A 15660-nucleotide genomic window follows, 5' to 3' on the forward strand; every position below is an offset into this window, starting at 1 on the left:
CCGCGCGCGCCGCTGCGTCTTCTTCCCTACTGGGCCGGCCCCGCAGCCAGCAGGGTTGAGGAAAACACGCCGCGCTTGGAGGGGCACAGTGATGGTTGACCGGGTGGCATCGTTCGCACAGCGGAGGCTGTGGTTCCTTGACCAGCTCGCCGGGGGTTCCGCCGATTCCCTGCTCCCCCTGGCGCTGCGCATTCGCGGTGCCCTCGACGTACCGGCGCTGGAACGCGCCCTGGCGGGCATCGTGGACCGGCACGAGGTGCTGCGCACCCGCTACGTCCAGGTCGACGGGGAGCCCGTACCGCGGGTGGACCCACCGGGCGCCCTGGTGGTGGAGCGGGCCGAGGCGGACAGCGCCGAGGAGCTCTTCGACCGGGAGCTGGACCGGCCGCTGGACCTGGCGACCGAGCACCCGATGCGGGTCACGCTGGCCCGGCTCGGCACCGACGAGCACCTGCTGCTGATCGTGGTGCACCACATCGCCGTGGACGGCTGGTCCTGGGACGTGCTGCTGCGCGAACTGGCCGCCGGATACCGCGGCGAGGAGCCGGCCGCGCCGGCGCTGCAGTACGCGCAGGTCGCCCGGGCCGAGGCGGAGCGGCTGACCGGGGCCCGGATGGAGCGGCTGCTGGGGTACTGGCGGGACCGGCTGGCCGGGGTGTCCCCGCTCGCCCTGCCCGCGGACCGGCCCCGGCCGCAGTTCTGGGACGGCTCCGGGGACGTGGTCCGGTTCCACCTGCCGGCCGAGCTGGTCGGCGAGGTCGACCGGGTGGCCCGTAAGCATCGTGCGACCCGCTACATGCTGCTGCTGTCGGTGTACCAGGCGCTGCTGGCCCGCTACTCCGGCCGGACCGACATCGCGGTGTGCACCACGCTGGCCGACCGCGGCCAGGCCGAGGTGGCCGGGGTCATCGGGCCGTTCGTGAACACCATCGTGCTGCGCACGGACCTGTCCGGGGAGCCGAGCTTCGCCGAGCTGCTGGGCCGGGTCCGGGGGCGCGCACTCCAGGACTTCTCGCACTTCGAGGCGCCGTTCGACCGGGTGGTCGGCGAGGTGGGGGCGGAGCGGGACCTGTCCCGGCACCCGCTCGCCCAGGCCTCGTTCACCCTGCTCAACACGGTTCCGGAGCCGGCCCGGCTGGACGGCCTGGAGGTGGCGCTGGTCCGGACCCCGCTGCGCGGGACCCCGCTGGACGTGTTCCTGGACCTGGGGCTGGCCGCGGACGGCGGCATCGCGGCGCGGCTGCAGTACGCGACCGCGCTGTTCGACGCGGACACCATGCGGCAGTTCACCGAGGGGTACGTCGGGCTGCTGCGGGCGGTGGTGGCCGAGCCGGACCGGCCGGTGGCCGAACTCGCGGCGCGGATCGCGCCATTGCCGGGCGGCGAGCGAACCCGGCTGATCGCCCTGGCCGGTCCGGCCGCCGCAACGCCTGCGGCGCCGCCGTTCGAGATCTCGGGCCACCCGGATGCGGTGGCGCTGGTCTGCGGGGAGGAGTCCCTCCGGTACGCCGAGCTGGACGCCCTGACCGTCGCGCTGGCGGCCCGGCTGGCGACGGCGGGCGTGGCCCCGGGCACCCCGGTCGGGGTGTGCATGCGACGCGGGATCCCGGCGGTGGCGGCAATGGCCGCGGTCTGGCGGGCCGGCGGCGTCTTCGTCCCCCTGGACCGCCAACTCCCGCCAGACCGACTCCGGTTCATGACAACCGAAGCCAAGGTCGTACTTGTCCTGACGGACCCCACCACCGCTGCCCTGGCCACCGCCCTCGGCCCGACCGTCCTCCTGACGGAGTCCCCTGACGACAGGAACTCCGGCCCGTCCATGGCCGCAGGGGCGGCCGGGACCACGGGTTCGGCCGGTTCGGCCAGCGCCGCCGGTGCGGGCGTCGGGGCTGTCGGGGCGGGCGTCGCACGGATCACCAGTGCCAACCGCGCTGCCGATGCGGCCCAAGCCGCCGGTACGGGCGGGGCCGTCGGCGCGGGCGCCGCAGGTACGGCCGGTACGGCCGGGGCCGCCGATGCTGGCGCCGCAGGGGCCGCCGGAACGGCCGGTGCAGCCGGAACGGGCGTGAGCCGCGCCGTCGGCGCGGGTCACGGGCCCGGCGCGCCGGACACGGCAGCCGAGGACGGCCGCACCGGCGCCGCAGGTGCCGCCGTAGCCGGGCCGTCGGCCCAGGTTCGGCCCGGCGGGGCCGGGGGCGAGGGTGCCCCGCAGGGGGTATGGCATCGGCCCGCGCCCGAGGAGTTGGCGTATGTGATCTTCACTTCCGGGTCCACCGGGCGGCCCAAGGCCGTCGGGGTCGAGCATCGGGCGCTGGATGCGCATGTCGCCGCCGCTCGGGCGGAGTTCGGGGTGACGGCCGCGGACCGGGTGCTGGCGTTCTCCTCCTTCTGCTTCGACGCCTCCTTCGACCAGCTGCTCACCGCGCTGGGGTGCGGGGCCACCGTGGTGGTCCGCCCCGACGAGCAGTGGCTGCCGGGGCAGGTCGCCGAGGCGGTCCGGCAGCACGGCATCACCGTGCTGAACCTGCCGCCGACCTACTGGGCCGAGCTGGCCTTCGCGCTGGACCGGCCGGAGGCGGCCGACGCGCTCGCCTCCCTCCGTCTGCTGATCCTCGGCGGCGAGTCCGTGCCGGCCGGGGCGCTGGCCGCCTGGCTGGCCGCGGTGCCGCAGGCGCGGGTGTGCAATGCGTACGGTCCGACCGAGACCACCGTCACCGCCACCACCCACACAGCCGGTACGGCCGACGGCGGCCCGGTGCCGATCGGCCGCCCGCTGGGCGGGCGCCGGGCGTACGTGGTGGACGCGTACGGCGAGCTGGTGCCCGAAGGGGTACCCGGCGAGCTGCTGATCGGGGGGCCGGAGCTGGCTCGCGGCTACCTCGGGCAGCCTGCGATGACCGCGCAGCGGTTCGTACCCGATCCGTACGGCGCGGAAGCCGGCGGGCGGCTCTACCGGACCGGGGACCTGGTCCGCCGACTGCCCTCCGGGGAGCTGGAGTTCCTCGGCCGGACCGACGACCAGGTCAAGATCCGCGGGTTCCGGATCGAGCTGGGCGAGGTGGAGGCGGTGCTGCGGGAGTGCCCCGGGGTGCAGGCCGCGGCCGTGGCCGTCGGCACGGACGCGCAGGGCGGGCAGAGCCTCGCCGGATATGTGGTCGCGGGCAGCCCGGGCGAGCCGATCGAGGCGGCCGTGCTGCGCGCCTGGTGCGCGGAACGGCTGCCGCACTACGCGGTGCCCGCGGACTTCGTGGCCCTGGACGCCCTGCCGGTGAACGCCTCGGGCAAGCTCGACCGGGCGGCCCTGCCCGCCGTGGCGGCCGGGGACCGCGACCGGGACCGGGCGGTGGGCGGTGCGGAGTTCGTCGCGCCGCGCGACGACACCGAGCGGGTGGTCGCCGAGATCTGGGCCGAGGTGCTGGGCGTGGACCGGGTCGGGATCGACGACGGGTTCTTCGACCTGGGCGGGCATTCGCTGCTCGCCACCATGGCGGTGTCCCGCATCGCCGAGCGCCTCGGCCGGGAAGTGGAGCTGCGCACGCTGTTCGAGAACCCGCGGATCCGGCTGTTCGGCCCGCTGGTGGCCGCGGCCCGGCAGGCCGGTGCGGCCACGGTGGTGCCGGTGGACCGGTCCGGTCCGCTGCCGCTGTCCTTCGCGCAGGAGCGGATGTGGTTCCTGGACCGGATGTCCGATGTCGGTGACGAGTACGTGCTGTGGTTCTCCTGGCGGATGCGCGGCGGCCTGGACCGCGACGCCTGGCAGGGCGCCCTCGATGCGCTGGTGTCCCGGCACGAGGCGCTGCGGACCGCCCTGGTGGAGGTGGACGGCCGACCCGTCCAGCGGGTGGTCGGCGGGCTCGGCCTGCCGGTGGAATGGCATGCGGTGCCGGCGGGCGGTGCCGAGCCGGCCGCCCGGCTGGACCTGGTCCGGGAGCAGGCGGTGGCCTTCGCCACCCGCCGCTTCGACCTGGCGGCGCCGCCGCTGCTGCGGGCCGGGGTGTGGGAGCTGGGGCCGGAAGACCACGTCTCGGTCATCGCCTTCCACCATGTGGCCACCGACGGCTGGTCCAAGGACATCCTGATCGGGGAGCTGGCCGAGGGCTACCGGGCCCGGCTGGCCGGCGCGGAGCCGGAACTGCCGCCGGTGCCGGTGCAGTACGGGGACTTCGCGGTGTGGCAGCGCGACCGGCTGGCCGCCGGCGGGGTGCTGGAGCGGCAGCTGGAGTACTGGCAGGAGAACCTCGCCGGGGTGCCGGTGCTGGAGCTGCCCACGGACCGGCCGCGGCCGGCGGGCTGGTCGGGCCGGGGCGCCGCGGTCGAGCTGGACCTGGCGCCGGAACTGGCGGCCGGGCTGGGCGAGCTGGCCCGCAAGTACGGGGTGAGCCGGTTCACGGTGCTGCTGGCGGTGACGCAGATCGTGCTGGCCCGCTGGTCGGGCCAGGAGGACGTGGCGGTGGGCACCCCGGTGGCGGGCCGCGGACAGCTGGAGCTGGAGCGGCTGGTGGGGCTGCTGGTGAACACGGTGGTCCTGCGCTCCGATCTGTCCGGTGAGCCCTCCTTCGAGGAGTTCCTGGGCCGGGTACGGGAGTCGGTGCTGGGGGCCTTCGACCACCAGGAGGTGCCATTCGAGCGGCTGGTGGAACAACTGCGGCCGGAGCGGGACCCGTCCCGGAACCCGCTGTTCCAGGTGATGTTCGACGTACAGGAGTCCGCGACCGGCGGTCCGCGGGTCGAGGGGCTGGAGGTGGAGCACTTCCTACTCCCCTGGGGGTCGGCCAAGTTCGACATGACGGCCACCTTCCTGCTGTATCCCGACCGGTTCGCGCTGAACGTGGAATACGCGAGCGATCTGTTCGACGCGGCGACGGTCACCCGGTTCGCCGGGCACGTGGGCCGGCTGCTGGAGTCGGTGCTGGCCGATCCGGGAACTCCGGTGGGGCGGCTGGAGCTGCTGTCGGCTGCCGAGTACGCGGAGCTGACCGCGCACCAGGTGAGCGGGCCCGGTCAGGTCGGCCAGGTGGCGCAGGTGCCGCCGTTCGAGGTCGTCGGCGATCCGGAGGCGGTGGCGCTGGTCTGCGGGGAGGAATCCCTGCGGTACGGCGAACTGGACGCCCTGACCGGCGGCCTGGCCCTGGCGCTGACCGCGGCCGGAGTGGGCCCGGAGGTGCCGGTGGGGGTGTGCCTGCGGCGCGGGGTCCGGTCGGTGGCGGCGATGGCCGCGGTGTGGCGGGCGGGCGGCGTGTACGTGCCGCTGGACCCGCAGCTTCCGGCGGACCGGCTGCGGTACATGGTCGAACAGGCCGGGGTCCGCTGCGTGGTTACGGACGGGGCCGCCGCGGAGCGGGCGGCCGGGCTCGGGGTGCCGGCGGTGTCCTTCGACACGGTACGGCCGGCGCCGGACGCGCCGCGGCACGCACCCGGGCCGCGGGAACTCGCCTGCGTGATCTTCACCTCGGGCTCCACCGGCCGGCCCAAGGCCGTCGGGGTCGAGCACCATGCGATGGCCGCGCATGCGCTGGCCGCCCGGGAGCAGTTCGGCATCGCGGCCGGGGACCGGGTGATGAACCTGGCCTCGTTCTCCTTCGATGCCTCGCTGGAGCAGATCCTGCCCGCGCTGGGCGCGGGGGCCACGGTGGTGATCCGGCCCGACGAGGTGTGGACGGTGGAGGAACTCGCCGCGCAGGTGCGGGCCGAGGGGGTGACCGTCATGGAGGCCACCCCGTCCTACTGGGAGGAGATCATCGCCCGGCTCGACGGGGTGGCGGGCGACCTGAAGAGCCTGCGGCTGGCCGTCACCGGCGGTGAGACCCTGCCGTCGGCGCCGCTGGCCCGCTGGTTCGCGCACCTGCCGGACGTACCGTTCCAGAACACGTACGGCCCGACGGAGACGGTCATCTCGGCCAGCTCCCACCTGGTGACCGGGCCGGTCGAGGGGCGGGTGCCGATCGGGCGGGCGTGGGGGGCGCGCCGGACGTACGTGGTGGACGCGCACGACCGGCTGGTGCCGGTCGGGGTGCCGGGTGAACTCCTGGTCGGCGGGCCCGAGCTGGCCCGCGGCTACCTGGGGCAGCCGGCGCTGACCGCGGAGCGCTTCATCCCCGACCCGTTCGACACCAGTGGGAGCGGCGGCAGGCTCTACCGGACCGGCGACATCGTCCGCCGGCTGCCCTCGGGGGAGCTGGACTTCCTCGGCCGGACCGACCACCAGGTCAAGATCCGCGGGTTCCGCATCGAACTCGGCGAGGTGGAGTCCGTACTGGAGCAGTACCCGGGGGTGCACGCGGCGGCCGTGCTGGTGCGCGAGCTGCGCGGGGACCGGGCGCTGGTCGGCTACGCGGCCGGGCAGGGGCTGGACGCTGGGGCACTGGCCGCGCACTGCGCCTCGGTTCTGCCGGGCTATATGGTGCCCGCGGCGTTCGTCCTGCTGGACGAGCTGCCACGGACGGTGCAGGGCAAGCTGGACGCGGCTGCCCTGCCCGATCCGGAACTGCCCGCGACGGCCGGGTCCGTACCGCCGCGCACCCCCACCGAGGTGGTGACGGCCCAGATCTGGGCCGAGGTGCTCGGCCTGCCGGAGGTCGGCATCCGGGACGACTTCTTCGCCCTAGGCGGGCATTCGCTCCGCGCGGTGGCCGTCGCATCCCGCCTGCGGGCCGCCTTCGACTGCCCGGTCCAGGTACGGGACCTGTTCGACCACCCGACGGTCGAACGACTCGCGGTGGAAGTGGAACGCCAGCTGGTCGCCCTGATCGCGGACATGAGCGACGACGAGATCGACCTGTCCCTGACCGCCGACTTCTGACCACGCCTTGGCCTGCGGCCCGCGCAAGGGGCCCACGGCTACGGAGCCCCCGCCCCGGCCGGGTGCCAGCCGGCGGCCAGCACGACGGGGCACACCCGCGGGGCTCCCGCCCCGGCGGCCCGCACAGCCGCCGGCGCCCGCCCCGCCCCATGACTTTCGACATCTTCCTCCGATTGGACGGACCTTCCCATGACCACGTCCCAGGTCGAATCCCCCGCTTCGCACAGCGGCGGTCTCTCCCCCGCCGCCCGCGCCCTCCTGGAGCGCCGGCTCCGTGGCAAGGCCGGGGCCGCCGCTCCCGCCGGGATACCGCGGGTTGAGCCGCGGCCCGAGCAGGCTCCGCTGTCCGCCGCCCAGCAGCGGCTGTACTTTCTCGACCAGCTCGACCCCGGCGGGGTCGAGTACCTGATGCCCGCCACCTGGCGGTTCGCCGGACCGCTGGACGTGGCCGCGCTGGACGCGGCGGTCCGCGACCTGGTCGCCCGGCACGAGCAGCTGCGCGTGGTGTTCCCCGACCGGGACGGGCTGCCCGCCCAGCGGGTGTTGTCCGCCGACCGCGTCAACGGGCTGGAGCTGAGAAGCCTGCCCGCGGACGCGCCGGCGGCGATCGCGGCGGCCGTACAGGAAGTCGCGCTGCAGGCCTTCGATCTGGCCGCCGAGCCTGCCTTCCGGGCCACCCTGCTCAAGATCGCCGAGGAGGACCACGTCCTGGTGCTGGCCATGCACCACATCGTCTCGGATGGCTGGTCCCTGGACATCCTGATGCGGGACCTCCGCGAGCTGTACCGGGCCCGGGCCGAGGGCGACACGCCCCGCCTGGCCGCGCAGCCCATCGACTACACCGACTACGCCGTCTGGCAGCGCGCCACCGACGAGAGCGCCGACCTCGACTACTGGCGCACCACCCTCGCCGGGCTGACCCCGCTGGACCTGCCCACCGACCACCCCCGGCCCGCCATCCGCTCCTCCGTCGGGGCGTTGCACAGCGTGGAACTGCCGGCCGAGCTGACCGCCGCGCTGGCCGAGGCCGGCGAGCGGGCCGACACCACCCCGTACATGACCGTGATGTCGGCGTTCCAGGCGGCGCTGGCCTTCCACAGCGGTCAGCAGGACATCGCCATCGGGACCGTGGTCGCCAACCGCGACCGGCCGGAGACCGAGCAGCTGGTCGGGTTCTTCGTGAACACCCTGGTCGTCCGCACCGATCTGGCGGGCGACCCGACCCCGGCCGAGCTGCTGGCCCGGACCCGGGAGAGCGTGCTGGGTGCGCTCTCGCACCAGGGCCTGCCGTTCGAGCGGATCGTGGACGAGCTCAGCCCGGAGCGCGACCTGTCCCGGAACCCGCTGTTCCAGGTGCTGTACACGCACACCGCCGCCGCGCAGTCCGGCGCCGCGTACGCCCTCGGGGCGGCCACCGGCACGGCCTTCCCCATCGACCTCACCACCGCCAAGTTCGACCTGACCCTGGACGTGTGCGAGGGCGCCGGCCGGCAGACCCTGCGGTTCGTCTACCGCCCGGACCTGTTCACCGAGGAGTCGGTCACCCGGCTGGCGGCCCACACGGTCGCGGTGCTGCAGGCGTTCACCCGGGTCCCCGGCGTTCCGCTGAGCGAGATGGCCCTGCTGACCGACACGGAGATCGCCGAGCTGCTCGGGCCCGACGGCCCGGCCAACCGCACACCGGAGCCGGCGGATCCGGCAGAGGCGCCGCGGCTCGCCCTGGACCGGCTGGACGAGCAGATCCGCCGGGCCCCGGATGCGGTGGCCGTCTCCGGCGGCGGCCGGTCCCTGACCTACGCCGAACTCGACGCCGCCGCGACGGCGCTGGCCCGGCGGCTGCGTGCGACGGGCATCGGGCCGGAGTCCCTGGTCGGGGTGTGCCTGGGCCGCTCGGTGGACCTGGCGGTGGCGCTGCTCGGGGTGTGGCGGGCCGGTGCGGCCTACCTGCCGCTGGACCCCGCACACCCGCGGGCGCGGCGGGAGTTCACGATCGAGGACGCCGGGGTGGAGTGGGTGATCGCCGACGCCACCGGCCGGGAGGCACTGGCCGGTCTCCCGGTGGGCGTGATCCCGCTGGACGACGTCCCGGACACCACACCCGGAGCCGGGGACCTCGCCGACGTGCGGCCCGGGCCCGACGCCCTCGCCTATGTCATCTACACCTCCGGCTCCACCGGACAGCCGAAGGGCGTGGAGATCACCCACGCCAACGCCGCCTGGCTGTTCGGCGCCGCCGACCGGCACTTCGACTTCGGTCCCAACGACGTGTGGACCCTGGTCCACTCCCCCGCCTTCGACTTCTCCGTCTGGGAGCTGTGGGGCCCGCTGACCTCCGGCGGCCGGGTGGTGGTCCTCACCGAGGACGAGGTCCGCGACCCCGCCGCGGTGCACGCCGTGCTCCGCGCGGAGCGGGTCACCGTCCTCAACCAGACCCCGGCCGCGTTCAAGGGGCTCCGGGCGTACCTCGCTCAGCAGGGCGCGGACTTCGGCGAGCTGGCGCTCCGTACGGTGGTCTTCGGCGGGGACGCCTTCGACACCCGCGACTACCGCGACTGGTTCGCCGTGCCCGCGGACCGCCGCCCGGCGCTGGTCAACATGTACGGGATCACCGAGACCACCGTGCACGTCACCTACCGGCTGATCACCGAGGAGGACCCGGGGTCCCCGGTGTACTCGCCGATCGGCCGCCCGCTGGCCGGCCAGCACGGCTACGTCCTGGACCAGGCCGGCCGGCTGGTGCCGCGCGGCACGGTGGGCGAGCTGTACGTGGCCGGCGGCGGTGTGGCCCGCGGCTACCGCAACCGGCCCGAGCTGACCGCCGAGCGGTTCCCGCTGGACCCCTTCGGACCGCAGGGCACCCGGATGTATCGCACCGGAGACCTGGTGCGGGTGCTGCCCGACGGGCAGCTGGCGTACTGCGGCCGGGCCGACCACCAGGTGAAGATCCGCGGGTTCCGGATCGAGCCCGGCGAGATCGAGACGGCGCTGCGCTCCCTGCCCGGGGTCCGGGACGCGGCCGTGGTGGCCCGCCCGGACGGGCACGGCGGGGCCCGGCTGGTGGCCCATGTGGTGCTGACGGAGGGCCGCCCGCTGGACGCGGCCGACCTCCGGGACCGGCTGCGGCTGACCCTGCCCGAGTACATGGTGCCGGCGCTGTTCGTGCGCCACCCGAAACTGCCGATCACCGCGAACGGCAAGGTGGACCGCAAGGCCCTGGTCGCGGTGGCGGCCGAGGGGGCGGCGGCGCCCGCCGGACACGTCCCCCCGGCCGGCCCGGTCGAGGAGACCCTGGCCGGGATCTGGGCCGAGGTGCTCGGCACCGAGCGGGTCAGCAGTACCGCCAACTTCTTCGATCTGGGCGGCGATTCGATCCTCGCGCTCCAGGTGATCGGGCGGGCCCGCACGTCCGGTCTCGCGCTGACCGTGCCGGACCTGTTCCGGGCCCGCACCCTGGCCGACCTGGCCCGGGCGGCGACCGTGGCGGAGGACGACGGCCCCGCCCCGGTGGAGCCGTTCTCCCAGCTCGAGCCGGCCGACGCCGCCCGGCTGCCGGAGGGGCTGGAGGACGCGTACCCGCTGACCATGCTCCAGGCGGGCATGCTGCACGAGATGCTCGCCGACGAGCAGCGCGGCGCCTACCACAACGTCACCGACCTGAAGATCTCCGTCCCGGAGGGCTTCGACCTCGCCGCCTTCCAGTCGGCCGTGGACACCGTCGTACGCGGCCACGGCATCCTGCGCACCTCTGTGGACCTCGGTTCGTACTCCGAGCCCCTCCAGCTGGTGCACCGCACCGCGCACGTCCCGGTCGGGTACACCGACCTGCGGGGCCTGCCGCAGGACGAACAGCGGGCGGTCCTGCGGGAGTTCGTCCAGGAGGAGTTCGGCCGGCGGTTCGACCTGGCCGCGGCCCCGCTGATCCGCATCCACCTGCACCGGATCGCCGACACCGAGCTGCGGCTCACCCTCACCGACTGCCACATCGTCCTCGACGGCTGGAGCCTGACCTCGCTCATCGCCGACCTGCTCGACCTGCACCGCAAGTCGGTGGCGCACGGGCGCGCCCCGGAGCTGCCGGCCGCGCCCCCCTTCGCCGAGTACGTCGCCCTGGAACGGGCCGCGCTCCAGGACGAGGAGGCCCTCGCCCACTGGCGGTCGGCGCTGGCCGACCTGCGTCCGGTCCGGTTCCCGCGGCACGGCGAGCCGCCCGCCGAGGACGGGCAGCCGGTGTACGAGATCAAGCGGTCCTACGCGCGGCTCGCCGAGCCCATCGGCCGGCTGGCCCGGCAGGCCGGGGTGCCGCGGCGCACGGTCCTGCTGACCGCCTTCCACCACACCATGAGCCTGTTCGCGGAGCGCGACGACACCGGCGGTACAGCCGGGCACTCGATCGGCCTGGCCACCAACGGGCGGCCGGAGCTGCCGGGCGGCGACCGGATGCGCGGGCTGTTCCTGAACACGGTGCCGTTCGGGGTGCGGCGCCCCACCGGCAGCTGGCTGGAGTACGTGCGGGAGGTGTTCGCCGCCGAACAGGAGATGCTGCCGCACCGCCGGGTGCCGCTGGTCCGGCTGCAGCAGCTGCGGCCCGGTGAGCCCGGCCTGGTCGAGGCCATCTTCAACTTCGTCAACTTCCACCGGCTCGCCGGGGACAGCTGGGACGAGTCGCTGGAGATCGCCCGGACCATGTTCCCGCTGCTGGTGAACGCGAGCGTGGACGGCTTCCAGCTGGACGCCGATCCGGAGTACCTGGCCCCGGCCACCGCCGACCAGCTGGCGGACCTGCTGTGCCAGGTGCTGGAGGCGATGACCGGCGACCCGGAGGCCCCGGTGGTGCGGCCGGTCCTGGCCGGCGCCGCCCGGGAGCAGGCACTGCGGGACTGGGCGCGCGGCCCGGAGCGGGAGAACACCCCGCTGATGTTCCACGAGCTGGTCGCCCGGCACGCCGAACGGACCCCGGACGCGGTGGCCGTGGCGTACCAGGGCGGGGAGCTCACATACGCCGGACTGGACGACGCGGGCGAGCGGCTGGCGCGGCGGCTGCGCGTGCTGGGGGTCGGACCGGAGGTGGTGGTCGGCATCTGTGTGGACCGCGGCCCGGACTGGGTGCGGTCGGTGCTCGGGGTGCTGAAGGCGGGCGGCGCGTTCCTGCCGCTGGATCCGCAGCATCCGGCGGAGCGGCTGGAGTTCACCGCCCGGGACAGCGGGATGCGGGTGCTGCTCACCCAGTCGCCGCTGGCCGGCCGGGTGCCCTTCGACGGCGAGGTCCTGCTGCTGGACGACCCGCAGACCTGGACGGACGGTGCCTACGAGGGTCCGGCCCGGGAGGGCACCACGTACGCGGACCCGGACGGCACCGCGTACCTGATCTACACCTCGGGCTCCACCGGCACCCCCAAGGGCACGGCGATCGCCCACCGCGGCCTGACCAACATGCTCGAGGGCCAGCGCGATGTGTTCGCCCCGACGCCCGCCGACCGGGTCCTGCAGTTCGCCTCGCTCAGCTTCGACGCGTCCATCCTGGAGCTGACCTGGTCACTGGCGAACGGCGGCCGGCTGTGCACCCCGCCCAAGGACGCCCTGCGGCCCGGCCCCGACCTGGCGGACACCCTGCTGGAGTACGGGATCACCGGCACCATGCTGCCGCCGAGCGCGCTGGCCGTGCTCGGGGAGGACCGCTTCCCGGACCTGGCGGTGCTCCAGGTGGCGGGCGAGGCCTGCCCGGCCGAACTGGCCCGGAGCTGGTCGCGGGGCCGCCGCTTCATCAACATCTACGGGCTCACCGAGGCCACCGTCTGGTCGGTGTGCGCCGATCTGACCCCGGACACCCGGCGGGTCCCGGTCGGCCGCCCGATCCGCAACACGCAGATGTACGTCCTGGACGAGGACATGCGTCCGGTCCCGGTCGGCGTCCCCGGCGAGATCTACCTCGGCGGCCTGTGCGTCGGCCCCGGCTATCTGAACCGCCCGGAGCTGACCGCCGCCACCTTCGTGCCCGACCCGTACGGCGCCCCCGGCGACCGGCTGTGCCGGACCGGCGACATCGGCGCACAGCGGCCCGACGGCACGGTGGAGTGGCTGGGCCGCCGGGACAGCCAGATCAAGCTGCGCGGCTACCGGATCGAGCTGGGCGAGATCGAGCACCGGCTCCGTGAGGTGCCCGAGGTGCGGCAGGCGGTGGTGCTGCTCCGGCGGGACCTGCCGGGCGAGCCCGCGCTGGTCGCGTACGTGGTGCCGCGCGAGGGGGCGGAGACCGGCGCGGATCAGCTCCGGCGGGCCCTGCGGGCGGAGATGCCGGGGTACATGGTGCCGGCCCGGTACGTCTTCCTCGACGCGATGCCGGTCACCAGCAGCGGCAAGATCGACAAGCGGGCGCTGCCGCTGCCGGCGACCGGCCGGGAGGACGGCGGGGCGGAGTTCGTGGCGCCGCGCACGCCGGCCGAGAAGGAACTCGCCGAGGTGTGGTGCACCGTGCTCGGCATCAACGAGGTCGGCATTCACGACGACTTCTTCCACCTGGGCGGGAGTTCGCTGTCCACGGTCCGGGTGGCCGCGCAGGCGAGTTCGCGGGGCCTGCCCGTCACGGTGCGGGACCTGATCGAACGGCCGACGATCGCCCGGCTGGCGGAGCGGGCCGAGGCTGCCGTGGCCGGAGCGGCGGGCGCGGCGGGCGCGGCCGAGGTCCGCTCCGAGGTCCGGCTCCGCGAGGGCGAGGGCGCCCCGCTGTGGTGCGTGCACCCGACCGGCGGCAGCGCCGCCTGGTACGTGCCGCTCGCCCGCACCCTGCTGCCGGGGCGGCCCGTACGCGCCTTCCAGGCCCGCGGTCTGCTCGGCGGGGTGGACCCGACCACGCTGTCCGGGATCGCCGCCAACTACGTCGCGGAGATCACCGCGCACGGCGGGCAGGGCCCGCACGACCTGCTGGGCTGGTCCATGGGCGCCAACATCGCCCTGGAGATGGCCACCCAGCTGTACGAGGCCGGGCACGGCGTCGAACCGCTGGTGCTGATCGAGCCGTACCTGCCCAACCCGGTCGCCCGGGAACGCCTCGCGGGCGTCGGGCGGGACATGGAGACCGGCCTGCGGATGCGCAACCGGGTGCGGTCCCTGCCGGCGTCGCCGTCGGCGGACCGGGAGGCGGCGGTGGCCGAACTCACCGCCCTGCTGCTGGGCGCGGGCATGAGCCCGAGCGAGGCGGCCCTGGTGGAGAACGCACCGATCGAGGTGTGGCACTCGCTGCTGGTCGCCCTGGCCGGCTACGAGACCCGGCCCTACCAGGGCCACATCCACCTGGTGGTGGGTTCGCTGGCGGCGGGACTGCCGGACGGCGAACCGATGCCGGGCCTGGACGTGGACTACCCGACCTATCTCGAACGCTGGCGCGAGCTGGCTCTGGGCGGACTCACCGTCCATGTGACCGAAGGAGACCACATGTCGATGATGTCCGAACGGCTGATGCCGAAGACGGCTGCGCTGCTGGACACGATCAAGGCGGGGGCGCGGCGATGACGCTGACGAACACAGAACAGCCGACGGCCGCTCCGCAGGGAGTGTGCCCGTTCACCGGGGCCATGGCGGGCGACCGCCCGGCGGGCCCGGGCGGGGCCGGACCCGCCCCCCGCAGCGGCGGGAGCTTTGCCGAGCGGTATTTGCTTGACCCGGCCGTCAACGCCGATCCGTATCCGTACCTCAACGCCCTGCGCGAGCACGACCCGGTGCACTGGAGCGCCCTGCACCGGGCCTGGCTGATCACCGGGCACGCCCCGCTGATGCACTGCCTGCGCGACCGGGCCGTCTCCGCCGAGCGGGTGCGTCCGCTGATGGACGCCGTTCCGGAGGGCGCCCGCGAGGATGCCGAGCGGGCCTTCGGGATCCTGTCCCGGTGGATGGTGTTCAACGACCCGCCGCAGCACCGTCGCCTCCGCCAGGTGTTCCAGGAGCAGTTCGCGGCCCGCACCATCGCCCGCTACCGGGCCTTCGTGGAGCGCGCCACCAAGGCCATGCTCGCCCGGCGCGCGGTCCCCGGCCGGTTCGGCGATCTGGTCACCGACATCGCCCGGCCGCTGCCCGCCCTGGTCTTCGCCCGCTGGCTGGGCGTCCCCCAGGCCCACGGCCCGTCCTTCTGGTACTGGAACGCCCGGGTGGGCGACCTGGTGCTCGGGGCCGCGCAGGAGGAGAAGGAGTACCGCACCTCCCTGCAGTCCCTGGTGAACCTGGAGGACTACCTCGCCGACCTGGTGCGGCAGCGGCGCGAGGACCCGAAGGACGACCTGATCAGCTCGGTGCTGGCGGGCGGCCAGATCGGGAAGTCGGTCAGCGAGGAGGAGTTCGTCGGGATGCTGACCCAGATGGCCTTCGCCGGCGGCGAGACCACCAGCAACCTGATCGTCAACTGCATGCTCGCGCTGCTGCAGCACCCGCAGGAGCTGGCCGCCGTACGAGAAGACCCCAAGCTGGTGGCGATGGCCGTGGAGGAGGCCATGCGCTTCGACGGGCCCTCCAAGATGTCGATCCGCACCGCCGGGGAGGACTTCGACCTCGACGGCCGTGCGGTCCGCTCGGGGGACCGGATGTTCCTGGTCACCGCCGCGGCCAACCGGGACCCGGAACGCTTCGCCGACCCGGACGTGTTCAGTGTCCGCCGCGGCAGCGCCTCCCACCTCGGCTTCGGCTTCGGCGCCCACTTCTGCATCGGGGCGGCGCTGGCCCGGCTGGTGGCCGGCGCGGTCGTCGACGTACTGGTCCGCGAATACCCGGGACTGGAACTGGTCGAGCAGGCGCACACCTGGCAGCTCTCCCTCCTCAACCGGGCGCTGACGGCACTGCCCGTCCGCTACTGATCGCCACCGACCGAAGGAATTCCG

Annotated in this window: 3 protein-coding genes; all 3 read left to right on the forward strand. The window is 74.5% G+C overall.

What is annotated here, in order from left to right; all coding sequences use genetic code 11:
- Window positions 1-103: 103 nt before the first annotated feature.
- The 3 genes from ABT123_RS22980 to ABT123_RS22990 all read left to right on the forward strand — a co-directional run bounded on the left by ABT123_RS22980 (window position 104) and on the right by ABT123_RS22990 (window position 15636).
- Window positions 104-6799: a non-ribosomal peptide synthetase gene (locus tag ABT123_RS22980; protein WP_351317717.1), complete on the forward strand. Its 6696-nt coding sequence runs from the start codon at window positions 104-106 to the stop codon at window positions 6797-6799.
- Window positions 6800-6988: 189 nt separating this feature from the next.
- Window positions 6989-14305, forward strand: coding sequence for a non-ribosomal peptide synthetase (locus ABT123_RS22985; protein WP_351317719.1), 7317 nt, complete (start codon window positions 6989-6991; stop codon window positions 14303-14305).
- On the forward strand, window positions 14302-15636 hold the full coding sequence (locus tag ABT123_RS22990) for a cytochrome P450 (protein WP_351317721.1): 1335 nt from the start codon (window positions 14302-14304) through the stop codon (window positions 15634-15636). The genes ABT123_RS22985 and ABT123_RS22990 overlap by 4 nt, the downstream gene beginning before the upstream one ends.
- Window positions 15637-15660: the final 24 nt, after the last annotated feature.

The sequence above is a fragment of the Streptomyces sp. NPDC002054 genome (genome assembly GCF_040296685.1).
Classification (GTDB): domain Bacteria; phylum Actinomycetota; class Actinomycetes; order Streptomycetales; family Streptomycetaceae; genus Streptomyces.

Bases quoted from the DNA above. Each gene is read 5' to 3' on its own strand.
- ABT123_RS22985 (WP_351317719.1), top strand. From the start codon at position 6,989: ATGACCACGTCCCAGGTCGAATCCCCCGCTTCGCACAGCGGCGGTCTC.
- ABT123_RS22990 (WP_351317721.1), top strand. From the start codon at position 14,302: ATGACGCTGACGAACACAGAACAGCCGACGGCCGCTCCGCAGGGAGTG.